At 70.7% G+C, this 22,499-nt stretch carries 19 protein-coding genes and 3 pseudogenes; 13 read left to right on the top strand and 9 right to left on the bottom strand.

Annotated features, from left to right (window positions below):
* Nucleotides 1–114 precede the first annotated feature (114 nt).
* Nucleotides 115–1,119 carry a ketol-acid reductoisomerase gene (ilvC, locus tag ACIRR9_RS43935; protein ID WP_403764407.1) on the bottom strand — a complete coding sequence of 335 codons (1,005 nt, stop codon included), beginning with the start codon at nucleotides 1,117–1,119 and terminating at the stop codon, nucleotides 115–117.
* Between the two features lie 176 nt (nucleotides 1,120–1,295).
* Nucleotides 1,296–1,715 carry a hypothetical protein gene (locus ACIRR9_RS43930; RefSeq protein WP_403764405.1) on the bottom strand — a complete coding sequence of 140 codons (420 nt, stop codon included), beginning with the start codon at nucleotides 1,713–1,715 and terminating at the stop codon, nucleotides 1,296–1,298.
* A 237-nt stretch (nucleotides 1,716–1,952) separates the two neighbouring features.
* Between ACIRR9_RS43930 and ACIRR9_RS43925 the strand changes: the two genes are divergently transcribed.
* Nucleotides 1,953–3,053 carry a phenazine antibiotic biosynthesis protein gene (locus tag ACIRR9_RS43925; RefSeq protein WP_403764403.1) on the top strand — a complete coding sequence of 367 codons (1,101 nt, stop codon included), beginning with the start codon at nucleotides 1,953–1,955 and terminating at the stop codon, nucleotides 3,051–3,053.
* Nucleotides 3,053–4,447, top strand: a complete 1,395-nt coding sequence (locus tag ACIRR9_RS43920) for an aldehyde dehydrogenase family protein (protein WP_403764401.1) — start codon at nucleotides 3,053–3,055, stop codon at nucleotides 4,445–4,447. Before ACIRR9_RS43925 ends, ACIRR9_RS43920 begins: the two co-directional genes overlap by 1 nt.
* A 173-nt stretch (nucleotides 4,448–4,620) precedes the next feature.
* Here ACIRR9_RS43920 and ACIRR9_RS43915 read toward each other — a convergent pair whose 3' ends face one another.
* Together ACIRR9_RS43915 and ACIRR9_RS43910 are read right to left on the bottom strand one after the other, a co-directional pair.
* The gene (locus ACIRR9_RS43915) at nucleotides 4,621–5,241 is read right to left on the bottom strand and encodes a DUF5134 domain-containing protein (protein ID WP_403764399.1); all 621 of its coding nucleotides are present in this window, start codon (nucleotides 5,239–5,241) and stop codon (nucleotides 4,621–4,623) included.
* A 17-nt stretch (nucleotides 5,242–5,258) separates the two neighbouring features.
* Nucleotides 5,259–5,644, bottom strand: a pseudogene (locus tag ACIRR9_RS43910) (cupin domain-containing protein).
* A 364-nt stretch (nucleotides 5,645–6,008) separates the two neighbouring features.
* Here ACIRR9_RS43910 and ACIRR9_RS43905 point away from each other — a divergent pair.
* A complete protein-coding gene (locus ACIRR9_RS43905; RefSeq protein WP_403764397.1) occupies nucleotides 6,009–6,905 on the top strand; it encodes an RNA polymerase sigma-70 factor in 897 nt (298 codons plus the stop codon).
* Between the two features lie 88 nt (nucleotides 6,906–6,993).
* Here the strand turns inward: ACIRR9_RS43905 and fdxA are convergent, their stop codons facing one another.
* Nucleotides 6,994–7,377 carry a ferredoxin gene (fdxA, locus tag ACIRR9_RS43900; RefSeq protein ID WP_403764395.1) on the bottom strand — a complete coding sequence of 128 codons (384 nt, stop codon included), beginning with the start codon at nucleotides 7,375–7,377 and terminating at the stop codon, nucleotides 6,994–6,996.
* A gap of 180 nt (nucleotides 7,378–7,557) precedes the next feature.
* On the opposite strand from fdxA, the pseudogene ACIRR9_RS43895 reads away from it, so the two are divergent.
* The 3 genes and pseudogenes from ACIRR9_RS43895 (at nucleotide 7,558) to ACIRR9_RS43885 (ending at nucleotide 11,416) form a co-directional block, all read left to right on the top strand.
* Nucleotides 7,558–9,300: pseudogene (locus ACIRR9_RS43895) on the top strand (L-aspartate oxidase).
* Nucleotides 9,301–9,418: 118 nt separating this feature from the next.
* The gene (locus ACIRR9_RS43890; protein ID WP_403764393.1) at nucleotides 9,419–10,165 is read left to right on the top strand and encodes an SDR family oxidoreductase; all 747 of its coding nucleotides are present in this window, start codon (nucleotides 9,419–9,421) and stop codon (nucleotides 10,163–10,165) included.
* A 246-nt stretch (nucleotides 10,166–10,411) separates the two neighbouring features.
* Entirely contained in the window at nucleotides 10,412–11,416 is a 1,005-nt protein-coding gene (locus tag ACIRR9_RS43885; RefSeq protein WP_403764391.1) for an RNA polymerase sigma-70 factor, read from the top strand.
* A 188-nt stretch (nucleotides 11,417–11,604) separates the two neighbouring features.
* Here ACIRR9_RS43885 and ACIRR9_RS43880 read toward each other — a convergent pair whose 3' ends face one another.
* Complete coding sequence (locus ACIRR9_RS43880; protein ID WP_403764389.1) at nucleotides 11,605–12,261, bottom strand: TetR/AcrR family transcriptional regulator; 657 nt, start codon at nucleotides 12,259–12,261, stop codon at nucleotides 11,605–11,607.
* Nucleotides 12,262–12,433: 172 nt separating this feature from the next.
* Between ACIRR9_RS43880 and ACIRR9_RS43875 the strand changes: the two genes are divergently transcribed.
* Together ACIRR9_RS43875 and ACIRR9_RS43870 are read left to right on the top strand one after the other, a co-directional pair.
* On the top strand, nucleotides 12,434–13,171 hold the full coding sequence (locus ACIRR9_RS43875) for an SDR family NAD(P)-dependent oxidoreductase (protein WP_403764387.1): 738 nt from the start codon (nucleotides 12,434–12,436) through the stop codon (nucleotides 13,169–13,171).
* A gap of 158 nt (nucleotides 13,172–13,329) precedes the next feature.
* On the top strand, nucleotides 13,330–13,734 hold the full coding sequence (locus tag ACIRR9_RS43870) for an OsmC family protein (RefSeq protein WP_403764385.1): 405 nt from the start codon (nucleotides 13,330–13,332) through the stop codon (nucleotides 13,732–13,734).
* Between the two features lie 102 nt (nucleotides 13,735–13,836).
* Here the strand turns inward: ACIRR9_RS43870 and ACIRR9_RS43865 are convergent, their stop codons facing one another.
* The 3 genes from ACIRR9_RS43865 to ACIRR9_RS43855 all read right to left on the bottom strand — a co-directional run bounded on the left by ACIRR9_RS43865 (nucleotide 13,837) and on the right by ACIRR9_RS43855 (nucleotide 16,460).
* Nucleotides 13,837–14,556: an alpha/beta fold hydrolase gene (locus ACIRR9_RS43865; protein WP_403764383.1), complete on the bottom strand. Its 720-nt coding sequence runs from the start codon at nucleotides 14,554–14,556 to the stop codon at nucleotides 13,837–13,839.
* Between the two features lie 49 nt (nucleotides 14,557–14,605).
* Complete coding sequence (locus tag ACIRR9_RS43860; RefSeq protein ID WP_403764381.1) at nucleotides 14,606–15,556, bottom strand: alpha/beta hydrolase; 951 nt, start codon at nucleotides 15,554–15,556, stop codon at nucleotides 14,606–14,608.
* Nucleotides 15,557–15,683: 127 nt separating this feature from the next.
* Entirely contained in the window at nucleotides 15,684–16,460 is a 777-nt protein-coding gene (locus tag ACIRR9_RS43855; protein WP_403764380.1) for a DUF427 domain-containing protein, read from the bottom strand.
* 424 nt (nucleotides 16,461–16,884) lie between these two features.
* Here ACIRR9_RS43855 and ACIRR9_RS43850 point away from each other — a divergent pair, with 424 nt between their 5' ends.
* The 5 genes and pseudogenes from ACIRR9_RS43850 (at nucleotide 16,885) to ACIRR9_RS43830 (ending at nucleotide 22,402) form a co-directional block, all read left to right on the top strand.
* Nucleotides 16,885–17,832: an alpha/beta fold hydrolase gene (locus ACIRR9_RS43850; RefSeq protein ID WP_403764378.1), complete on the top strand. Its 948-nt coding sequence runs from the start codon at nucleotides 16,885–16,887 to the stop codon at nucleotides 17,830–17,832.
* 123 nt (nucleotides 17,833–17,955) lie between these two features.
* Nucleotides 17,956–18,450 (top strand): cupin domain-containing protein, encoded by a 495-nt coding sequence (locus ACIRR9_RS43845; RefSeq protein WP_190154102.1) that lies wholly within the window; start codon nucleotides 17,956–17,958, stop codon nucleotides 18,448–18,450.
* 226 nt (nucleotides 18,451–18,676) lie between these two features.
* Nucleotides 18,677–19,288, top strand: a complete 612-nt coding sequence (locus tag ACIRR9_RS43840; protein ID WP_403764376.1) for an SDR family oxidoreductase — start codon at nucleotides 18,677–18,679, stop codon at nucleotides 19,286–19,288.
* 21 nt (nucleotides 19,289–19,309) lie between these two features.
* Nucleotides 19,310–19,441 (top strand): annotated as a pseudogene (locus ACIRR9_RS43835) (2-oxo acid dehydrogenase subunit E2); the annotation flags it as partial.
* A 195-nt stretch (nucleotides 19,442–19,636) separates the two neighbouring features.
* Entirely contained in the window at nucleotides 19,637–22,402 is a 2,766-nt protein-coding gene (locus ACIRR9_RS43830) for an ATP-binding protein (protein ID WP_403764374.1), read from the top strand.
* Nucleotides 22,403–22,499: the final 97 nt, after the last annotated feature.

Genomic DNA, 22,499 nt, shown 5'->3' with positions numbered 1-22,499 from the left:
GGCTTCCGCCGCGGGCAGTGGTACGGCGGCTATCTCGCGGAGCCCGCCGAGCAGGGTGACATGCAGTGTCGTCATGAGACCGTCACCGGTTCCCGTCCGTTCCGGCCCGCACGATCACGAGCGCTCCTCGTCGTTGACCCAACTCATCAGCCTGCGCAGCTCCTTGCCGGTGGTCTCCAGCAGCAGTTCGGAGTCCTGCCGCTTGTACTCGGCGTACTTCTTCAGACCGCCGTGGTACTCGGCCATCCAGTTCCCGGCGAACGAGCCGTCCTGGATCTCGGCGAGAACCTTCTTCATCTCGGCCTTGGTGGCGTCGGTGATGATTCGCGGGCCGGTGACGTAGTCGCCCCACTCGGCGGTCTCGGAGACCGACCAGCGCATCTTCTCCAGGCCGCCCTCGTACATGAGGTCGACGATCAGCTTCAGCTCGTGCAGGCACTCGAAGTAGGCGATCTCCGGCTGGTAGCCCGCCTCGGTCAGCGTCTCGAAGCCCGCCTTGACCAGGGCTGACACGCCACCGGCGAGCACGGCCTGCTCACCGAACAGGTCGGTCTCGGTCTCCTCGGTGAAGGTCGTCCTGATGACACCCGCACGGGTGCCGCCGATGCCCTTGGCGTACGACAGGGCCAGCGGGAAGGCGCTTCCTGTGGCGTCCTGCTCGACCGCCACCAGACACGGAACGCCGCGGCCCTCCTCATACTGGCGACGCACCAGGTGGCCCGGGCCCTTGGGGGCGACCATGCACACGTCCACGTTCGCCGGCGGCTTGATGAAGCCGAAGCGGATGTTGAAACCATGCCCGAAGAACAGCGCGTCGCCGTCCTTCAGGTTCGGGGCGATGTGCTGCTCGTAGATCTGGCCCTGGAGCGGGTCCGGGACGAGGATCATGATCACGTCGGCCTCGGCGGCGGCTTCCGTCACCGTCACCACACGCAGGCCCTGCTCCTCGGCCTTCGCCCAGGACTTGGAACCCTCGTGCAGCCCCACGCGCACGTCCACACCCGAGTCACGCAGCGACAGCGCGTGGGCATGACCCTGGCTGCCGTAGCCGATGACCGCGACCTTGCGGCCCTGGATGATGGACAGGTCGGCGTCGGTGTCATAGAACAGCTCGGCCATGTTGATCCCCTCGCTCGTAGCCGCCCGTATCCAACCGCGGGGAGAAACACCCGCCGGCCGAGCGACAGCCGAAACACTATCTCATTCAATGCTGTCACATGTATTGCACTGTGCGGGTTCAGTAAGTAGGCGACGCATCCTCGAAGGAGCGCCGGAGAACGCGCTGAAGTGCAACTTCAGGGGCCCACGGGCGTGCCGACGACCCCGAACACACGGTGTTTCCCCCCGCGTCGCGTTGGCGAGCAGGTGAGGGCGAGGCCAATGTCCCGCGTCCGGGCCCGGAGCGGGCGTCGTCGGGGTGGGAGCCGGGCGCCCAGCCCCCTGTTCTGCCAGGTGTCCTCCACCGGCAGCGCTGCCTCGGCGTCACCGTCGTCCGACAGCAGATGCCCTGTCGCGACGAGCCGCTCTCGCGAGTCCTGCACCGCCAGGTGCACCGAGTGGGGTCGGGACAGCAGCGGCCCCAGGCAGGTGTCGGGGTCGCCCATGGCCCGGTGGTAGCGGTGCCACCGGGCGGCGGCGGAGCACCGGCGGTGCAGAGCGGCCAGACGGGGCTCGTCGTCCTGGTCGACGCGTACGATCCGCAGTCCCTGCCGCATGTCCCTCTCCCTCGCCCTCGGCACACCGCCGGTCGGCTTCGGCCCAGTCATCAGACCGGGAGACACGGGCCGTTGTGACGTGTGCCGGTTCCGGGGGCGCTGCCGCCTCTCCGCGGGGCTGTCACATACGCCTGCATCCATCGGTCTTCTCTGCGAGAGCGGGTCGGGCCCGCGGGACCGCCCGGGACGCGCGGCTCTCACGCGTCCGCCCTCAGCGACTTCGAGAAAGGCGGTTCCATGCCGATCGGCTCATTCACCGTTCTGGACGCCGGCCCCTTCGACGGGGTGGACCCCGACGACTACGTCAGGGCGGCCATGCAGTGGCACTTCGCTCCCGAGACGGGGTCCCGGTACTGGCTGGAACGGGTCGACCGGCTCGGTTTCGACCCCCGCCACGACGTCAAGGGCGTGGCGGACCTGGCGCTCTTTCCCGATTTGACGGACGAGCTGCGCGATGTGCAGGTGTCCGATCTCGTCCCCCGCGGCTACGGTCCGCAGGCCCGACCGCTGCACGTGTTCGAGAGCGGCGGCACGACCGGGGCACCCAAGCGGGTCGTGCAGATGAACGACTGGGCGCGGCACGGCAGCGATCAGCTGGCCCGCCGGCTCCGGGACCACGCACTGCCCGTCGGCGCGCTGTGGCTGACCGTGGCGCCGACCGGCCCGCACCTCGTGGGTGACGTGCTGCAACGGGCCGCGGCAAGTCTCGGCAGCCCCGGGCTGGGGGTCGACATGGACCCCCGATGGGTGAAGAAGCTCGTCGCCGCGGGCCGTCGCGACGAGGTGGACGCCTACACCGACCATCTCGTGGACCAGTGCCGGCGCATCCTGCTCGGCCAGGACATCGGTGTCATAGCCGCCACCACCCCGATGCTGGAGCGCTTCGCCCGGGACAGCGACCTCATGGAGGTCATCAACGGCAAAGCCCGGGCGATCATCTGGGGCGGCACCCACATGGATCCCGACACCCGGGACCTGTTGCGGACCGAGGTTTTTCCCGACGTCCCACTGATCGGCATGTACGGCAACACCATGATGCTCACCGCGCTTCTGGAGCGGGTCGGTCTCACGGCGTCGGAGCCGTGTGTGTTCGACCCCGTCTCGCCGTACGTCTTCCTGCGCATCGTGGATCCCGACACCGGGCAACAGGTGGCGGAGGGCGAGCGGGGCCAGGTGGTGGTGAGCCACGTCAGCAGGTCCATGCTGATCCCCAACAACAGGGAGCGGGACACCGCGTTGCGGGTCCGCCCGGCTGACGGCCACGCCGGGGACGCCGTCGCCGACGTCGCGCCGGTTCCCGCGGTCGAGGGTGAGACGGTCATCGAGGGTGTCTACTGATGGCCCCCGTACCGACCACCGAACCGCTGCACCTCGACGCCCTGGGCCCGCGGGGCACCTACCGCACACGTGTGCCGAGCACGGTGACCGACGTGGCCGGTGCACCGATCGCAGGGCTGAGTCTGGTTCCCCCTCTGTACGTGGCTCGGGCGATCGACGCCCTGCGCCACGCGCCGCCGATCGCCGCGGCCGACCTGGAGACCGTGTTCGCCACCGCCGGGGAGGCCTTCGTCGCGGGCACCGTGGGGGGCTTGAGCATCCGGGAATACGAACGTCACGTCAGCCGGACCTCGGGCACGCCGCTCGCCGTGGTGCGCGCCGCCACCCGGGGCACGGCGTACTTCGTACGGCACGCCGCCTCGTCCGCCGACCGTGGAAGGCCGCGCGGCGCCGCCCGCGACCTCAGCGACCCCGTCCTGCATGAGACGCACACGGTGTGGGCCCGTCAGGGCGAAGTGTTCGCCGTCAACGCATCCGGCAACCATCCCGGCGTACACCGTGTCTGGCTGGAGGCACTGGCGCTGGGTTACCGCGTCGCCGTGCGCCCGTCCCGGCGCGAGCCCTTTACCCCCCACCGGCTCGTCGCGGCACTGCGTCAGGCGGGAATCCGGGACGACCAGCTCATGCTGCTGCCCACCGACCACGCGACCGCCGACACGCTCGTCCACGGCGTGGACCGGGCCGTGGTCTACGGCGGCGACGACGTGGTGACCAAGTACGCGCACGACGCGAGGATCCTGCCGCAGGGGCCGGGACGGTCGAAGATCCTCGTCACCGCGGACACCGACTGGCGTGACCATCTGGACGCCCTCGTCGCGTCCGTCGCCGGCGAGAGCGGCACCGCGTGCGTCAACGCCACCGCCATCCTCATCGAGGGCGACCCGGCCCCGCTCGCCGAAGCCCTCGCGGCACGTCTGGCCGTCCTGCCCAGCCTTCCCCCGCAAGACGAGAGGGCCCGTCTGCCGGTGTGTCCGCAGGAGCGGGCGCGAGCCCTCAGCGCGTATCTGAAAACGGTGGCGGCCGGGACGCACGCCTGGCTCGGCGGCGACGGGATCGCCGACGACCTCGGAGACGGCAGCGCCGTACTGCGCCCCGCCGTGCACCAGACCGCGAGCGCCCGAGCCCCTCAACTGCGCACCGAACTGCCCTTCCCCTGTGTGTGGATCGCCCCCTGGACCCGCGCGGACGGCATGGCGCCGCTGCGCGACACGCTGGTGCTGTCGGCACTGACCCGGGACCGGGACCTGTGGGAGGCCCTGGTCGCGGAACCCAGCATCGCCAACGTGTATTTCGGCGATGAGCCGACCCACTGGATGTCGCCGGGCGTCCCCCACGACAGCTATCTCTCCGACTTCCTGATGCGGAGCAAGGCGGTGTACGAGGGCCCGTCCTGAACGGCGCTCGCCTCCTCGGCGCGGGCCTACCGTGAGCGGCGCCCGCCCCCTCGGCAGGGCGACGACCGTCGCTCCGACCGTCCGGCGCGGTGGTCTGCGGTCACTCGGCGCATGACCGCGGGCCACCGCGCCTTCGCCGTGCCGGGCGCGCGCCCGTTTTTTCTCCCCCGCGCTCAGTGGGGCAGGACCAGCATCACGGCCGTCCCGAGCGCCATCGCCCCTTCACCCACGTGCCGTGACGGCGTCGCCGCCGCGGCACGGCGCGCCGCGCTCACGGCCGAGCGCAGCGAGGGCATGGGGCGGGTCAGCGACCACGGCGCATACGCCAGCAGACAGGACGCCAGCGACAGCGTGATCACGGAGCCGCCGAGGGGGACACCAGCGCCCAGAGCTCCGGGCCCGGTGGAGTGCGCAGCCGACCCGAGGTGTGCGTGCGCCGGTCCGGTCCCGGTGTGCGGCACGCGCAGCATCCAGACCATCGCGGCCATACCGACCGCGTGCGGCAGCCGGTGGGTCATCGCCGCCCTCCTCCCGGCCTCCCGTCGGCCGACCGGCAGGAGAGACCACACCGCGCCGGCGGTGAAGACACCGCCGGCGACGGCAGCGGGCCCCGCGCGGACGTCGATCCAGGGCATCGCCGCCATGGACACGGCCATGGCGGCGGCCAGCAGCCGGTCCACCCGGACACCGAACCCGGTCCTGGGTGACCCGACGCCCCGCGCCAGCCCATGCAGGAGCACCGCCACGAACAGCAGCGTCAGCAGGCAGTGCACCAGGACGACGGGCGTGCCCATGCCGGGTCCGTGCCCGGTCAGGCGGTGGGGCGCGGTGCCCGCAGGTCGGCGCGCCCCGCCAGTTCCTTCTCGTCGACCAGTTCCAGCATGGGCTTGCCCGGAGCACACATCATGGTCACCACGAACCGGGTCCGCGCGTCGGAAAGCGCGTTGCCGTCCTGGTAGTGGATGGCGTCTCCGCCGGGCTCCCAGAAAGTGCCGCCCGCCTCCACCACGCGCTCGGGCTCGCCCTCGAGCTCGAAACGGACCGCGCCCTCGACGACGTAGCCGAAGGCGGGCCGGAGTGCCGGTGCGGGGGCGTGCCCGGGTCGCCCGGCTCCCACTCGACGAGAATGGTCATCGCCGACGCCCTCTCCGGGACGGTGATCGGTGCGGCGTCCTGGAGCACCTTCGCCGCCGTCATCCAGCCGGCGGTCCCCTCCTGGTCGCCGTGCCCGCGGTGGCCGTGGGCGGAGTGGTCGTGTGCTGACATGTTGTCCGACACTGTGTTGCACCTTCAGTGGGCGTGAACATCGTTCGTCACTGGTGACCGGAGGCCGGGCGCAGGTGTGACAACCGGCCTCCACACAGTCCTTTCACCCGTCGACCGCGGTCTTCCGGAGCATGGGGCGGGCAGCGATCCGGGGGCAAATCTGGCGGATCGGGCACAACGATTGCCACCGTGTGACCGGGGATCGCGAAAGAGATAGCGTGAGCAGATGCGGCCCGCAACACGTGCCTTTCCCCCTCGCGTAGCATGTAGGGCGCAAAGCCAGAAGGGACGACCCATGCGCGCTGGCGCCCACCCCGACACGTTCGACCGCGGTCTCGACGACTTCCTCTCGGCCAGACCCCTGTTGTTCGGCATCGCGTACCGCATCCTCGGCAGTGCCGTCGAGGCCGAGGACGTCGTCCAGGACGCCTGGCTGCGATGGCACAACACCGACCGCGCGCAGATCCATGAACCAGCCGCCTTCCTGACCACGGTCACCACCCGGCTCGCGATCAACCTGGCCCAGTCCGCGCGGGTACGCCGGGAGTCCTACGTCGGGCCTTGGCTCCCCGAGCCGGTCGACACCACCCAGGACCCGCACCTGGGGGCGGAACGCGCCGAGGCGGTCGAGCTGGCGGTGCTGTTGCTGATGGAGAAGCTCAACCCGATCGAACGCGCCGCCTACGTGCTGCGGGAGGCGTTCGAGTACCCCTACCAGCGGGTCGCCGACATCCTGGAGACCAGCGACGCGAACGCTCGGCAGCTGGTCAGCCGGGCGCGCAAGCGCCTGGGCGCCGAGCGCAAGGAGCGCGTCAGCCCCGCGGCCCACCGGCGTCTGCTCGAAGGCTTCCTCTCTGCCGCACGCACGGGAGATCTCTCCACCCTGGAGGACCTGCTGACCTCGGACGTCGTCAGTTATTCGGACGGCGGCGGCATCCGCGGCGCGTCCAGGATCCCCGTCATCGGCCGCGATCACGTCTCGCGTTACCTGGCCGCCTTCGCCCCGCGGTTCTGGCCGGACGTCGAGACCCGGTTCGTCGAGGCCAACGGCCGGCCCGCCGTGCTCGTCGCACGGGACAACGCACCGGTGGCCCTGTTGTGCGTGGACGCGTCCGAGGCCGGCATCGAGCGCATCATGTGGGTGATGAACCCGGTCAAGCTGAACCCCTACGTCCTGTCCCTGGGGGCCTGACCCGCACCCCTGCACGCCGTCCCTGAGTGGCTGACCCGCCGGTCCGCCGCACGCCCGGGCCAGGCCCGCCGCACCGGGCCCGGGCGGTTCACCACGGGAACCACAGGTCGGCGTCGACGGCCTCCTCCTTGCGGGCGGCGAATCCGGACAGGTCGTTCTTGACCGCGTGCTGCGGGGGCAGGGCCGCGACCACGGGATGGTCGGCCCGCGCGGCCCGCCCGGTGCCCGCCCCCGGCGCGTCGCGGAAGTACTCGGCGTTCACGGACCGGTACTGCGCCCACAGCGCCGGCAGGTCGTCCTCGTGGAAGACGGCCTCGACCGGGCAGACCGGCTCGCAGGCGTGGCAGTCGACGCACTCCCAGGGATTGATGTACAGCGTCCGCTCGCCCTCGTAGATGCAGTCGACCGGGCACTCGATCACACACGCCCGGTCCTTGACGTCGACGCACGGCTCGGCGATGACGTAGGTCATCGTCCCCACCTCCCCTTCGCCGGCCGGCGGTTGCGGACCGCACGGCCTTCGTGCGCCCAGCCGGTGTGCGGTATGACCGGCCCGGCCGCCGGGGTGTGACACCGACAGGCGGGCCCGGGCCGGGGCGGCGGTGTCACAAACCGTCACTCCACCTGGTCGTAGCAGGTGCCACCCCAAGCGATGGGAGCAATCGTGGTTGCCACCGAACGGCGTCTTTCCACCACAGTGCTGGTGATCGGCACCGGCGGAGCGGGCCTGCGCGCGGCCATCGAGCTGGCCGAGGCCGGCGGCGATGTCCTCGCAGTCGGCAAGCGCCCCAAGGAGGACACCCACACCTCTCTCGCCGCTGGCGGGATCAATGCGGCCCTGGCCACGATGGACCCCGAGGACACCTGGCAGCAGCACGCCGCCGACACCCTCAAGGAGAGCCACCTCCTCGGCGACCCCCGCACCGCCGAGATCGTCACCCGGGGAGCCGCCCTCGGCATCGACGACCTGGAGCGCTACGGCATGGCCTTCGCCCGGGAGGAGGACGGCCGGATCTCCCAGCGCTTCTTCGGCGCCCACAAGTTCCGCCGCACCGCCTTCGCGGGCGACTACACGGGCCTGGAGATCCAGCGCACGCTCATCCGGCGCGCGAACCAGCTGGACATACCGGTGCTCGACAACGTCTACATCACCCGTCTCCTGGTCCACGACGGCGCCGTCTTCGGCGCCTACGGCTTCGGCCTTGCCGACGGCAGGCGCTACCTCGTGCACGCGGACGCCGTCATCCTCGCGGCCGGCGGCCACACCCGGATCTGGCGGCGCACCTCCTCACGGCGCGACGAGAACACCGGCGACTCCTTCCGGCTGGCCGCGGAGGCCGGAGCCCGGCTGCGCGACCCGGAACTCGTCCAGTTCCACCCCTCCGGCATCATCGAGCCGGAGAACGCGGCCGGGACCCTGGTGAGCGAGGCAGCCCGCGGCGAAGGCGGCATCCTGCGCAACGCGCTCGGCGAGCGGTACATGAACCGCTACGACCCCGTACGCATGGAGCTGTCCACACGCGACCGGGTCGCCCTCGCCTCCTACACCGAGATCAAGGAAGGCCGCGGCACGCCCAACGGCGGGGTGTGGCTCGACGTCTCCCACCTGCCCCGGCAGACCATCATGAACCGGCTTCCCCGCGTCTACCAGACACTGCTGGACTTGTAGATGCTGGACATCACCCGGGATCCCATCGAGGTCGCGCCCACCGCGCACTACTCGATGGGCGGTGTGTGGGTCCGCCCCGAGGACCACAGCACGGACCTGCGGGGCCTGTACGCCATCGGTGAGGCCTCCAGCGGACTGCACGGCGCCAACCGGCTCGGCGGCAACAGCCTCATCGAGCTGCTGGTGTACGGCCGCATCACCGGACAGGCGGCCGCCGCCTACTCGGAGTCCCTGACCGCGCAGCCGCGCTCGGCCGCCGCGGTGGCACAGGCGCGTGCGGAGGTCGACGACCTGCTCGCCGCGGACGGACCCGAGAACGTGCGCGCCCTGCAGCGCGCGATCCGCAACACCATGACCGAGCACGCGGGCGTGGTCCGTGACGAGGAAGGGCTGCGCACCGGGCTGGCGGAGCTGGACGCCATCGAGAAGCGCATGGAGAACGTCGGCGTCCATCCGGACATCGCGGGCTTCCAGGACCTCGCCCACGCCTTCGACCTCAAGTCGTCGGCACTGGCGGCGAGGGCCACGCTGGAAGGGGCGCTGGAGCGGCGCGAGACACGCGGATGCCACAACCGCAGCGACTACCCCGACATGGATCCCGCGCTGCAGGTGAACCTTGTCTGGTCTCCGACCGACGGCATCACCCGCGAGCACATCAGCCCTGTCCCCGACGAGATCGCGGCCCTGATAGAGGATGTCTCGGCGGACGGAAAGCTCGTCGAATAGGAATCACCCTGCCCGGGAGAAGATTTCCGGAGTTTCGAGAAAGGTGTCACAGCGCCGATCAATTCCCGGTCCTACCTCGTGCAAGCGCCAGATGAGAATGAGTGAAAGGAACGTCCCCATGAAGGTCGTAGTGATCGGCGGCACCGGACTGATCGGCTCGAAGGTCGTCAGCAAGCTCAACGAACACGGCCACGAGGCGGTGGCGGCCGCCCCGAACACCGGCGTCAACACGCTGACGGGCGAGGGCCTGGCCGAGGTGCTGGAGGGCGCGGCCGTCGTGATCGACGTCTCCAACTCGCCCTCCTTCGCGGACGACGCCGTCATGGAGTTCTTCCGTACCTCCACCACCAACCTCCTCAAGGCTGAGGCGAACGCCGGTGTCACCCACCACGTCGCCCTGTCGGTGGTGGGTACGGAACGGCTCCAGGAGAGCGGCTACTTCCGTGCCAAGCAGGCGCAGGAGGAACTGATCAAGGCCTCCGGGATCCCGTGGTCGATCGTGCACGCCACACAGTTCTTCGAGTTCATGAAGGGCATCGCCGAGTCGGCGACCGAGGGTGACACCGTCAAGCTGGCCCCGGTGAAGATCCAGCCCGTCTATTCGGACGACGTCGCCGCCACTGTGGGCCGCACCGCCGTGGGCACGCCGGTCAACGGTGTGGTCGAGGTGGCCGGTCCCGACACCTTCCAGCTGGACGAGCTGATCCGCAAGGGCCTGGCCGCCAGGAACGATGCGCGTACGGTCGTCGCCGACGTGCACGCCCCGTACTTCGGCGCCGAGTTGCAGGAGACCACGCTCCTTCCCGGCCCGGACGCCCGCATCGGCGAGACCCGTTTCGTCGACTGGCTCGCCCAGCAGCAGTAGGCGCGTCTTCCCTGGCCTGTCGTTCCACGCCCCGTGGAACGACAGGCCTGTTTTTTGTACGGCGCCGTAGATCAGCCGGCGCGCAAGGCCGGTTCCGCATCCACGCCGATGAAAAGTGCTCCAAAAAGCACTGTCACAGCGTCCTTGGTCCCTCGGTCGTTGAGGGGGACACGATCGCCGGGTCTGTGAGCGCCTTGTGGCCGCATTCCGACAACCCGGGCCCCGGAGGAATGGAGTCAGAGGGACATGTATCCAGAGGCATCCCCCACAGAGGCACCTCCCGCGGACAGGAACCTCGCCGAGGCCGTCACCACCTTCGTGGAACTGCGGCCCCGGCTCTTCGGTATCGCCTACCGCGTCCTGGGCAGCGCAACGGAAGCCGAGGACGTCGTGCAGGAGGCGTGGCTGCGCTGGCAGCGGACCGACCGTTCGGCGGTGGTCAGCCCTGCGGCGTTCCTGTCGAGCACGACGACGAGGCTGGCCATCAACGTGGTGCAGTCCGCCCGCGTGCGCCGCGAGACCTACATCGGCCCCTGGCTGCCCGAGCCCATCGACACCAGCATCGACCCGGTGGCCGGCGCTGAACGCGCCGAGGCCCTGGAACTCGCCCTGCTCCTCGTCCTGCAGAAGCTCACACCCACCGAACGGGCCGCCTACGTGCTGAGGGAGGCCTTCGAGTACGGCTACTCGGAGATCGCGGAGATACTGCGCCTCACCCCGGTCAACGCCAGGAAGATCGTGAGCAGGGCGCGCAAGCACCTCACGGACGACGAGCGGGACAGTGTCGACATCCAGGAGCACCGCAGACTGCTCGATGCTTTCGTCGCGGCCGCCCAGGAAGGGGACGTGGCCTCGCTGGAAGCGCTCCTGACGCCCGACGTGGTCAGTCTGTCCGACGGAAACGGGCTGCGCGGCGCTGCCCGCGTACCCGTGATCGGTCGTGCCCGGGTGGCGAACCTGTCGACCGCCTCGTCACGCTTCTGGCCGACGGTCGAGATCGCACCCGTGCAGGCCAACGGGCGCGCCGGGGTTCTGCTGTACCGGGACGGCCGGCCCGCCACCTTCATGACCATCGCCGCCACACGGCGGGGGATCCACCGGGTTCTGTGGGTGTTCACCCCCGACAAGATCGCCGCCTTCCTCGGATCCCGCGCCCACTGTGCGCCCCTGCCCTCGCGTCCGGTGGACGCCGTGGCACGTGAGCTCACCCGGGAAGGGAACGGTTCCAGCTACGCAGCTTGTCGGGGTTGAGAACCGCCCAGACCTGAACGACCGGCGAGTCCGCGATGTCGAGGGTCAGCACCGCGGCGACCTGATCGTCGCACCGGGCGACGAGGCCGGTGCGCCCGCCCCCGTCCGTACCCGGCTGGTCGACCGGCCTGATCAAGACAGAAACTGCGGCATGATTTCACAACACACCGATGATGTGCCACTTAGTGTCACGTCTTCGTCGGTGCAGAGACGCCCGACGGGTCCGCCATCCGCAGCTGGGCGGGGGGCGGATGCGGCAGGGCCGCGCGGTCACGGGCCCGCAGTCCGTCGAACGCGATCTCCAGGAAGCGTTCCCACGCCCGCGGTTCACGGTCCAGCAGCGGCTGGGCGGTCTGGTGGATGCCGCCGAGGAGCAGCACGATGTCGGTTCCGGTGATGTCACCGCGGACGGCTTCTTGTTCTCTGGCCCGGGCGGTGAGGTCCTCGACCGTGTCGCAGAGCCGGTCGATCGCCTCGCGTACGTTCGCGTGCTGCAGCGAGGGCCGGCCGATGACGTCGCAGAACGCGCGGTCGGCGGCGAGCAGGCCGATCCCGTGTCCCATGAAGTCCTTCAGCGCACGGCCGGCGTCATCGGCGCGCAGGAGCCGGTCTGCCGTCTCGAGCAGCCGGTCGAGCAGCTGCATCATGATCGCCGCGAGAAGGTCGTCCTTCGTCGGGAAGTGCCGGAACACCGTGCCCTTGGCGACGCCGGCCCGCTGGGCGATCGTGTGCATCGACACATCCACCCCGCATTCGGCGAAGGCCTCGGTGGCCGCTCGCAGGAGCAGCCGTCGATTGCGCACGCTGTCGGCCCTGGCCTGCACTGCCGCTGTTCTCCCGGTCATGACACCTCCCTCTGCGTGTCACAACATTAACACTGAACATGACTCGCGGGTCATATTCAGTGTTACGCTGGCACAACGTGACCCCTCGGGTCATCTTCTCGGGCCGCCCTGTCCTGTCCTCGCACACGACACGGCCTGCCCGTCTCACCCCACTACCCCTTTCGGAGTTGACATGAGTTCCGTTCTCGACCCCAAGGTCGTCCTTGTCACCGGCGCCTCGTCCGGCATCGGCAGGGCGACCGCACTGGCGCTGTCGAAGGCGGGGGCCGCCGTGGCCGTCGGTGGCCGCAGGACCGACCGGCTCGACGCACTGGCGCAGGAAGCGCCCGGGGAGATCCTCGTCCTGGACATGGATGTCAGCGACCCCGAGTCGGTGCGCAAGGCCGTCGACCGGACCGTCGAACGCTTCGGCACCCTCGACATCGTCGTGAACAACGCCGGTATCATGCTCACCGGCCCCGTCCTTGACGCCGATCCCGCGGAATGGACCCGCATGGTGGAGACCAACCTGCTGGGCTCCATGTACACGGTGCACGCCGCGCTGCCCCACCTGCTGCGCTCCCGCGGCGCGGTGGTCCAGATCTCCTCCACCTCGGGCCGTATCTCCTCGGCCGGCGCCGCGGTCTACTCCGCCACCAAGTTCGGCGTCAACGCCTTCGCCGAGGCGCTGCGCCAAGAGGTGACCGAGCAGGGGGTCCGCGTCGTCGTCGTGGAGCCGGGCTTCGTCTCGACCGAGTTGGCCGACCACATCACGGACCCCACCAGGCGTGCCGCGGTCAAGACCATGGCCGAGTCGATGCGGACCCTTCAGCCGGAAGACATCGCGGCCGCGGTGGTCTACGCCGTCACACAGCCCGACCACGTCGCGGTCAACGAGATCCTCGTACGCCCCACCGACCAGTCCCGCTGATCACCCCTGATCACCCGCGGGGCGGCAACCACCGCCCCGCACCCCCTGTTTGCAGCCGAGTACGGGTACACCGGCCGTCACAGTCGGGCGCCCCGCACGGTCTGAGCTTCGGGAGGCACAAGTCGTGCCTCTGCCCGTACCTCGGCTGAGAGGCAAGCATGAACACGCGCATCGTTACCGTGGCCGAAGGAAAGCAGCTCGCGCGCTCCGTGGCGATCGGTACACACCGCCTGACAGCCGACGAACCGGAGCCCGTCGGCACCGACACCGGCCCCACCCCGGGCGAACTCCTCCTGGCCGCGCTCGGAGCGTGCACGTCCATGGCGGTGCGGGCCTACGCTCAGCGCCACGAATGGCCGCTGGACCGGGTGGACGTCGCGGTCCGCTTCGACGCACAGGGGCAGGTGGTCAAGAACATCGGGCTCGTCGGGGAGTTGACCCCCGCGCAGCGGGACCAGCTCCTGACAGTCGCGGGACGCTGTCCTATCCATCGGCTGCTGACCAAGGACGTCACGATCATCACGGTGCCCACCCTGCTCGCGGAGCCCGCACCGCTGCCGTGACGCGTCAGGCCCACACAAGAACGCGGGGTGGGGGGGGGGGGGGGGGGGGCGGGCCCCCCCCCCCCCCCCACCCCGCGTCCGTCAGGCGCGGGCCTCCGGCGCTCAGGCGGTCGCCTGCGCCGCCTCGTTGATCAGACGGGTCACGTCACCGGGGCGCGAGACGCTGACCGCGTGGGAGGCGGAGACCTTCATGACGGAGGCCCCGGCCCGCTCGGCCATGTAGGTCTGCACCTGCGGGGGGATGTTCCGGTCCTCGTCCGCCACCAGCACCCAGGAGGGAATGTCCCGCCACGCGGGCGCGGACGCGCCCTCCGCCAGCGCGGCACCGGCCACCGGCCGCTGTGTCGCGGCCATGACGGCCGTGGTCTCCTCGGGGATGTCAGTGGCGAACTGATCGTGGAACTTGGCCTGTTCGATGTACAGGTCCATGACCTGCCTGCCGTCGGGCAGCGTCACCGGCACGGGCCGGAGCGTGTCGCCGAGGGTGCTGCCGGGGAACTTGCCCGACAGGGTGGCGGCGCTCTCGCCCTCCTCCGGCAGGAACGCCGCGACGAAGACGAGCGCCTTGACCTCGGGCAGTCCCTTGGCCGCGTTGCTGATGACGGACCCGCCGTAGGAATAGCCGACAAGGACGACGGGACCCTCGACGGACGTCACGATCTGCCGGACGTAGTCGGCGTCGGTGGTCAGTCCGCGCAGCGGATTAGCGACGGCGATCACCGGATAGTCGTGCCCGAGCAGCTTGTCGACGACGCCGTTCCAGCTGGAGGCGTCCGCGAACGCGCCGTGTACGAGGACGATGGTGGGCTTGTGTGCACTCATGAAAAACGGCCTTTCGACGTGCCGGGGGAATGTGGTCGGGTGTGCGGTGTCAGTCGGTTCCGAGAGCCTTGCGCAGCACGTGGATGGCCTGCTCGATCGCGGCGGTCGACGCCTGGGTGCGGCGGACCGTGTTCAGCATCATGAAGTCGTGCAGGGAGGCGTTGTAGCGGATGCTGGTCGTCGGCACACCGGCCTGGATGAGCTTGCGGGCGTAGGCCTCGCCCTCGTCGCGCAGCACGTCGTTCTCGTCGACGACGACGAGCGCCGGCGGCAGGTCCCGGAGGTCTTCCAGCGTCGCCCGCAACGGCGAGGCGGTGATCTGGGCGCGCTCGGCGGGGTCGGTGGTGCAGGCGTCCCAGAACCATTCCATGGCCTTGGCCGTCAGATGCGGGCCGTGCGCGAAGGTCCGGTAGCTCTCGGTGTCCTGGGCCGCGTCGGTGACGGGGTGGTACAGCGACTGGTGCACGAAGGCCACGTCGCCCCGCTGCTTGGCCATGTGGGTCAGCGCGGCGGTCATGTTGCCGCCGACTGAGTCACCGGCGACGGCCAGGCGGGAGGCGTCGAGCCCTTCGCCGGCGCCCTCGGTGGTGATCCACCGGGCGGTCGCGTAGGCCTGCTCGATGGCGACCGGGTACTTGGCCTCCGGGGAGCGGTCGTACTCGACGAAGACCAGGGCGACGTTCACCCCGACGGTCAGCTCGCGCACGAGCCGGTCGTGCGTGCCGGCGTTGCGGAGGATCCAGCCGCCGCCGTGCACGTAGAGGATGACGGGCAGGGGGCCAGAGCTGCCGACGGGCTTGAGGATGCGCACCCGCACGTCGCCGACCTCCGCCGGAACGGTGATCCACTTCTCGTCCACGTCGGGCTTCTCGATGAGCTGCGCCTGCACGTCGTCGAGCAGCTTGCGCGCGCCCTCCACACCGAGCTCGTACAGCAGCGGCGGCTTGGCGGTCGCGTCGGCGAAATCCTGCGCGGCGGGCTCGAGAGCGATGTCGCTCACGGTGTGTTCCTTCTCCGGCGGTCAAGGAGGACTTTTCGCACCATGGGACCAGGCCCGCAGTAGACGTGTGACACCAAAAGGTCCCGGGCCGTCGAGCGCGGCCCGGGACCGGACACCGGAGCAGGGGCTAGGACCGGAGTGCGCCGGGCTTCGGCAGCGGCTCGCCGTCCACGAAGAGGTCGACGTGCTCGTTGTAGAAGGCCGTCAGGCCCGCGATGCGGTTGGCGTGGATGGTCGGGAAGTCGTACGCCCAGGCGATGTCCTCGTGAGCGGCGGTGGCGCCGTCGAACGACCAGTAGCCGCTCGTCGTTCCCTTGTACGGGCAGCGGGTCACCGTGTCGGTCCGCCGCAGTCGGGCCCAGTCGACGTGCGCGCGGTCAAGGTAGTAGCGCGTCGGCAGGCCGGTCTCGAAGAGTTTGACGCACGCCGGCGCCTCCGCCAGGACCACGCCCTCCAGCTCCACGCGGACGCTGCTGGAGGAACGCACGGCGTCCACACGCGAGTACGGGCTCCTGGGGTGGACGAAGACGGGTTCGTCCTCCTCGAACCAGTAGTCGATGGCCGGCCACTCGAAGCGCACCGTGCCCTGGAGCGGCGCCGGGGCGTCCTTCCCCCACACCCAGGCGGCACCGGGGCGCGAGTCCCCGTCCACGGACAGAGTGTGCCGGTGCGCCGTGCCCGCACCGTGCTCCTCGGCGACCCCTTCGTCGTCGAGGACGCCGTCGACGAGGTCCCGCACCGGGATGCTGAACTGCGGATAGGCCTGCCACTCCCAGACGTACAGGGCGCGCCGCGTGTCGAAGACGGTTCGACCGCCGATCACGCCCCTGATACGGCGAGGCACCGGCTCCACGTGCCCGACGGGCACGAGGAAGCTCGGATGCAGAACACTTTCGGTTTCCATGGTCATCACCTAAGTCGGTCGGAGGTTCCGCGCCCGTTCGGACCGGACGCGGAGAGTGTGTGCGCCCGGGACGCCCGCATCCTCGGGCCGTCGCGGACCGCGGGGTTCGTCCGGCGTCGACGCGCACAGCGCTGAGCTGGGCTTGTTTCGCTGTCACAGCAGGTGGCGAAAGCCGGTCTGTGCGGGGAGACAGTCCCCCGTGGAGAGGAGATCACGCCGTGCACACGGGTACCCATTATGGCGCCAGCACTCTTGACACTAACAAAACAACCTTCTCATGCACACTGTGCACACTGTTTCCGAGGGCCGGACCCGGCGGCGGCCGGGCCCGGTAACGCGCCGGGCCACACCACCCGGTACCGCCAGCCGCGCCCGACCGGAATCGCGGCTCCCTCCCCCACCGCTCCTTCGTCGGAGGATTCGCATGTCAGCCCTGCCCCTGCTCGCCCCGCTGCGACGCGTCACGACCGACGTGCTCGAAGTCGCCTATTACGAGACGGGCTCCCCCGACGGTGACACCGTCGTCCTTCTGCACGGTTTCCCCTACGACATCCACAGTTACGTGGACGTGGCCCCCCTGCTGGCCGAAGGCGGATTCCGCGTCATCGTCCCCCACCTGCGAGGGCACGGCCCCACCAGATTCCTGTCCGACTCTCTTCCCCGTTCCGGCGAGCAGGCGGCCCTGGGGGCCGACGTCATCGCGCTCCTGGACGCCCTCGGCATCGAGCGGGCCTACCTCGCCGGCTACGACTGGGGCGGTCGCGCGGCCACGGCCGCCGCGGCGCTGTGGCCCGAACGGGTCCTCGGCCTGGTCTGCGTCAACGGCTACCTGATCCAGGACATCGGCGCCGCCATAAACCCCATCTCCCCCGAACTGGAGGCAGGTTTCTGGTACTTCTACTACTTCCTCACCGAGCGCGGTCGCACCGGACTGGCCGCCGATCCACGGGGCGTCGCCCGGGTCATCTGGAAACGCAACTCCCCCGTGTGGGCCTTCGGCGAAGCCGAACTGGAGCGGGCCGCTGAGGCCTTCACCAATCCGGACTACGTCGACGTCGTCATCCACTCCCACCGGCACCGGCTCGGCCTGGCACCGGGCGCGGACGCGTACGCCGATCTGGAAGCCCGCCTCGCGGGCCTTCCTCCGATCACCGTCCCCACGGTCACCCTGGACGGCACCGCCGACGGCAACTTCCCGGCGACCGACGGGTCATCGACCGCTCACCACTTCACCGGCCCCTGCCTGCACCTCCAGGTCGCGGACGCCGGCCACAACCTGCCGCAGGAACGCCCCGAGGCATTCGCCGCGGCGGTACGGGACGTACGGGCCCTGCGACGGGGACACCCCCGCCACGACTGCCTCACCCACTGACACCCGAACGCGCGGCACCGCGGCCCATCGCCGCGCCGACGTCACATCGGACCGTGCCCACCGGTCACATCGCGTGCGGGCGGGCACGCGGCCGCCCGACTGCCTCAGGAAAGGAAAACCACCATGTCGTACCCCTACCCGGAGCAGAAGTACTTCGGAGACGACGGCGAGGTCAGCGCCGTGTTCCGGCCTGCCGACACCCCACCCGACCTCGGCGAGAGCGGGCCGGGCAAGGACGCCACCCACTATCTGGCCACCACCGCGACCACCCGCGGCGAGTTCGGGCTGTACCGCGTCGAGATGAGGCCGCGGGCCGGTGGCCCGAAGACGCACTTCCACAAGCGGATCTCGGAGTCGTTCTACATCCTGGACGGCACCGTGCGCATCTTCGACGGTGTGCGCTGGGTGGACGCCCGCAAGGGCGACTTCCTGCACGTGCCGCAAGGCGGACTGCACGCCTTCCGCAACGACTCCGACGCACCGGCGGACATGCTCCTGCTGTTCACACCGGGCGCGCCGCGCGAGGAGTACTTCGAGCAGGTGTCGCAGCTGGCGCACGCCTCGGAGGAGGAGCGCTCCGCGTTCTTCGACCGGCACGACTCCTACTTCGTGGAGTAGGTCCATCCCTCCGGTGTCCCGCGGCACCCGCGTCCGCCCCGCGGTCGTGGTCGCGGGACACCCGCCGTCGGGACGACCCGGGTTCGGGTAACGGGCAGCTTGTCACAACAACACCTTTCGTCCGGTCAACAAGGCAGGGTGCGCGGGCGTATCCGCCCTCGCCGCCGCCCTCTCCGCACGTCCTGGCCGTCACGCCCGACCGTCCCGCCCCGGCAAAGGAGACCGCATGAAAGTCGTCGTTGCAGGCACCACGGGACGGATCAGCTCGAGATCGGTCACCCGTCTACGGGACCATGGGGCGCAGGTGGTGCCCCTCTCCCGCGCCCTGGGCGTCAACGTCGGTGACGCACACGCTCTGCGCCGAGCACTGCGCGGTGCGCAGATCCTGGTGGACGTCACCGACGCGCCCTCGCGACAGCAGGACGTCAGCACGGCGTTCTTCGGCGGCACCACCCGCAGCCTCCTGATGGCCGCCAGGGAGGCCGGCATCGAGCACTACGTGGCCCTGTCCGCCGTGGGCGCCGACCGCGTCGCCTCGGGTTACCTCCGGGCCAAGGCGGCAGTGGAGGACCTCGTCCGCCGCTCCGCACTGCCGTATTCCCTGGTGCGCGCCACCCCGTTTTTCGAGTCCGTGGCAAGCGCCGTCTGCGCGGGCGTGCACGCGGACGGGGCGCACGTAGCCCTGCTGCTGCGGCCGGTCACGGCCGACGACGTCGCCGCCGCCTCGCCCACGTCGCCGTCGCGGTGCCGCTGTTCGGCGTCCTGGAGGCCGCCGGACCCGAGGAGCGACCGTTCGAGGACCTCGCCGCCGACGTGCTCGCCGCCCAGGACCGCGTGACTCCCGTGATCGGCGGCGCACATCGGTGTCCGCGAACTGGTCCACCTCTCGCTCTCCTACGACCACCGGCTGGTGGACGGCGCGGACGCCGCCCGCTACCTGACCACCGTGAAGAAGATCGTCGAGGCCGCGGCGTTCGAGGACATACGCTGAAGCGACGGCGGTGGTCACGGATACGCCGGACACGACCGCCGACGGTCCGGCAACACACGCCGGCCGGCCCCGCCGCAGCTCCACCACGGCCCGACACGAGGCCACTGCCCCGAGCCTCATCCACGAGGTGACCAGCGGCGCAGATGAGTTGTGTGGCCGAAGACCAGATGTATACGCTCGCAGCCGGGGGTGTTCATGAAAGGCAAGAATCCGGGCTTCCTGCACGGTCGGCAGAGCGAGCGAGCGGTGCTGGACCGGCATCTGGCCAAGGTCCGCGACGGCCACAGCGCGGTCCTCGTGCTGCGCGGTGAGGCCGGTATCGGCAAGTCCGCCCTGCTGGAGTACGTGGCCGAGACCGCCAAGGACTGCACCGTGGTGAGCGCGGCGGGAGTCGAGGCCGAGATGGAGCTGGCCTTCGGGGGTCTGCACCAGCTCTGCGCGCCTTTCCTGGATCGCCTCGGGCACCTCCCCGATCCGCAGCGGACGGCCCTACAGACCGCCTTCGGGCTCAGCGCGGGCACTCCCCCGGACCGGTTCCTCGTGGGGCTGGCGGTTCTCAGCCTGCTCGCCGACGTCGCTGAGGAGACGCCGCTGATCTGCCTCGTCGACGACGTGCAGTGGCTCGACCGCGTCTCGGCCCAGATCGTCGGGTTCGTCGCCCGGCGTCTGATGGCGGAGCGCGTGGGGCTGATCTTCGCCGTCCGCGAGGCGGACGGGGAACGCGCCCTGCAAGGGCTGCCCGAGCTCACCCTCGGGGGGCTGAGCGAGCCCGAAGCCCGCGCCCTGCTGACCTCGGTGCTTCCCAGCCGGTTCGACGAGCCGGTCCGCAGCAGAATTCTCGCCGAGGCGCGCGGCAATCCGCTGGCCCTGCTGGAACTGCCCCACAGCACCTCCGCGGCCGAACTCGCGGGCGGCTACGCCTCACCGTCGATGGGGCCGCTCATCGGCAGGCTCGAGCACAACTTCAGCCTGCGCGTCGAGGAACTGCCCCCGCAGACGCGGCGGCTGCTGCTGCTCGCGGCGGCCGAGCCCGTCGGCGATGTCTCACTGCTCCGCCGCGCCGCCGACATCCTCGGCGTGTCCATGAGCGAGGCCTCCCCCGCGGTGGCCGCGAACCTCCTGGAAGTGCGCACACGGGTCCAGTTCCGGCACCCGTTGGTGCGCTCGGCCGTCTACCGCGCGGCGGGACCGGCCGAGCGCCGGGAGGCGCACCGGGCACTGGCCGAGGCCACGGACGCGCGGTCCGACCCCGACCGCCGCGCCTGGCACCTGGCCCACGCCGCGGCGGAGCCCGACGAGGCCGTGGCGGACGAACTGGCCCGCTCGGCCGACCGCGCGCAGGCGCGTGGCGGCATCGCCGCGTCTGCGGCCTTCCTGGAACGAGCCGCCGAGCTGACGCCTGATCCCTCCCGCCGCCGCAGCAGAGCGCTGGCAGCGGCCCGGGCCAAGTACCTCGCCGGAGCGTTCGACGCCGCGCTCGAGCTGCTGAACGTGGCCGAGATGGGCGCGCTCGACGATCTGCAACACGCCCAGGCCAGCCTGCTGCGTGGGCAGATCACCTTCGGATCCCGCAGTGCCGGTGCCACCGTGCCGCTGCTGCTCACGGCGGCCCGGGAGTTCGAGCCGCTCGACGCCGGCATCGCGCGCGAGACCTACCGGGACGCGTTCTACGCGGCCCTCACCGCGGGCCGTGTGTCCAGCGGCCCCGGCCTCGAGGAGGTCGCCCGGGCCGCACGCACCGCGCCCCCGACGGCTCACCCCGGACCCACCGACCTCTTCCTCGACGGCCTGGCCTTGACCACCACGGACGGCTACGCGGCGGGCGCCCCGATTCTGCGCCGCGCACTGAACACGCTGCGCTGCGGCGGCTTCACGGTGGAACAGTCGCTGGGCTGGCTCCCGTTCGCCTGCCGCATGGCCCACAACGTGTGGGACTTCGACAGCTGGAGCACCCTGTCGGCCAAGCTCGTCCGTCTGGCACGGGAGACCGGAACGCTGTCCGTGCTGCCCTCGGCGCTCCTGCTGCGGCTGTCGAACCGGGTCTTCGCCGGTGATTTGGACGACGCGGACTCGCTCGCCGCGGAAGCGGTGACAATCGGCGAGGCCACCGGCAGCCACTTCCTCGCGCACTACGGGGCGTTGGTGATCGAACCCTGGCGCGGCCGCGAGACCGAGACGCTGCGGGCGATCGGGACGATCACCGGCGACCGGACCCTCAGCGGCGAGGGAAAGGCGCTCACGGCTCCCCAGTGGGCGCTGGCCGTGCTGTACAACGGCCTCGGGCGGTACGAGGAGGCCTGCGCCGCCGCCGCCAAGGGCTGCGAGTACCCGCAGGAGCTGGGGCTCGCCCTCTCCTCCCTGGTCGAGCTGGTGGAGGCGGCGGCCCGCAGCGGGCAGCGGGACCTCGCCGTCGAGGCCGCCGGTCGCCTCGCGACCATCTGCCAGGCCAGTGGCACGGCCTGGGCGACGGGCACTTCCGCGGCGGGGCGTGCCCTGATCAGTGAGGGGGACACGGCCGACGCCCTGTACCGGGAGGCGATCGCCCGGCTGGAGAGCACCCCGGTGCGAACGGCGCTCGCACGCACCCGGCTGCTGTACGGCGAATGGCTGAGCCGCGAGAACCGCCGCGCCGAGGCCCGGGACCAGCTGGCCCGCGCCCACGAGATCCTCGACCGGGCCGGCGCGGAGGCCTTCGCCGAGCGCGCCCGCCGGGAGCTGGAGGCCGCCGGGGAGACGGTGCGCAGGCGCGACACCGGCACCGACGAGGCGCTCACGCCTCAGGAGGCCCAGATCGCCCGGCTGGCCGGCGAAGGGCTGACCAACGTCGAGATCGGCGCGCAGCTGTTCCTCAGCCCGCACACCGTCGAGTGGCATTTGCGGAAGGTGTTCACGAAGCTCGGGATCCGGTCCCGCAAACAACTGGGCGCCGTGCTGCCGGGCGGGGCGGCGACCCCCGCCTGACCCCTGGGGGCGGCGCCGTCGGCGGGGGTGCGATCCGCGCGCCGCGCCGCGCCCCGTCGGGAGCCCGCGCGGGCCGCACAGGCGGCCTCCCCGCCTC

The organism is Streptomyces sp. NPDC101234 (assembly GCF_044767525.1).
Taxonomy (GTDB): domain Bacteria; phylum Actinomycetota; class Actinomycetes; order Streptomycetales; family Streptomycetaceae; genus Streptomyces; species Streptomyces sasae.
This window is presented reverse-complemented; position numbering and strand designations above follow the sequence as displayed.

Bases quoted from the DNA above. Each gene is read 5' to 3' on its own strand.
- ACIRR9_RS43830 (WP_403764374.1), top strand. From the start codon at position 19,637: ATGAAAGGCAAGAATCCGGGCTTCCTGCACGGTCGGCAGAGCGAGCGA.
- ACIRR9_RS43870 (WP_403764385.1), top strand. From the start codon at position 13,330: ATGAACACGCGCATCGTTACCGTGGCCGAAGGAAAGCAGCTCGCGCGC.
- ilvC (WP_403764407.1), bottom strand. From the start codon at position 1,119: ATGGCCGAGCTGTTCTATGACACCGACGCCGACCTGTCCATCATCCAG.
- ACIRR9_RS43915 (WP_403764399.1), bottom strand. From the start codon at position 5,241: ATGGGCACGCCCGTCGTCCTGGTGCACTGCCTGCTGACGCTGCTGTTC.
- ACIRR9_RS43885 (WP_403764391.1), top strand. From the start codon at position 10,412: ATGTATCCAGAGGCATCCCCCACAGAGGCACCTCCCGCGGACAGGAAC.
- ACIRR9_RS43845 (WP_190154102.1), top strand. From the start codon at position 17,956: ATGTCGTACCCCTACCCGGAGCAGAAGTACTTCGGAGACGACGGCGAG.
- ACIRR9_RS43925 (WP_403764403.1), top strand. From the start codon at position 1,953: ATGCCGATCGGCTCATTCACCGTTCTGGACGCCGGCCCCTTCGACGGG.
- ACIRR9_RS43930 (WP_403764405.1), bottom strand. From the start codon at position 1,715: ATGCGGCAGGGACTGCGGATCGTACGCGTCGACCAGGACGACGAGCCC.
- ACIRR9_RS43890 (WP_403764393.1), top strand. From the start codon at position 9,419: ATGAAGGTCGTAGTGATCGGCGGCACCGGACTGATCGGCTCGAAGGTC.
- ACIRR9_RS43875 (WP_403764387.1), top strand. From the start codon at position 12,434: ATGAGTTCCGTTCTCGACCCCAAGGTCGTCCTTGTCACCGGCGCCTCG.
- ACIRR9_RS43855 (WP_403764380.1), bottom strand. From the start codon at position 16,460: ATGGAAACCGAAAGTGTTCTGCATCCGAGCTTCCTCGTGCCCGTCGGG.
- ACIRR9_RS43920 (WP_403764401.1), top strand. From the start codon at position 3,053: ATGGCCCCCGTACCGACCACCGAACCGCTGCACCTCGACGCCCTGGGC.
- ACIRR9_RS43865 (WP_403764383.1), bottom strand. From the start codon at position 14,556: ATGAGTGCACACAAGCCCACCATCGTCCTCGTACACGGCGCGTTCGCG.
- ACIRR9_RS43850 (WP_403764378.1), top strand. From the start codon at position 16,885: ATGTCAGCCCTGCCCCTGCTCGCCCCGCTGCGACGCGTCACGACCGAC.
- ACIRR9_RS43905 (WP_403764397.1), top strand. From the start codon at position 6,009: ATGCGCGCTGGCGCCCACCCCGACACGTTCGACCGCGGTCTCGACGAC.
- ACIRR9_RS43840 (WP_403764376.1), top strand. From the start codon at position 18,677: ATGAAAGTCGTCGTTGCAGGCACCACGGGACGGATCAGCTCGAGATCG.
- fdxA (WP_403764395.1), bottom strand. From the start codon at position 7,377: ATGACCTACGTCATCGCCGAGCCGTGCGTCGACGTCAAGGACCGGGCG.
- ACIRR9_RS43880 (WP_403764389.1), bottom strand. From the start codon at position 12,261: ATGACCGGGAGAACAGCGGCAGTGCAGGCCAGGGCCGACAGCGTGCGC.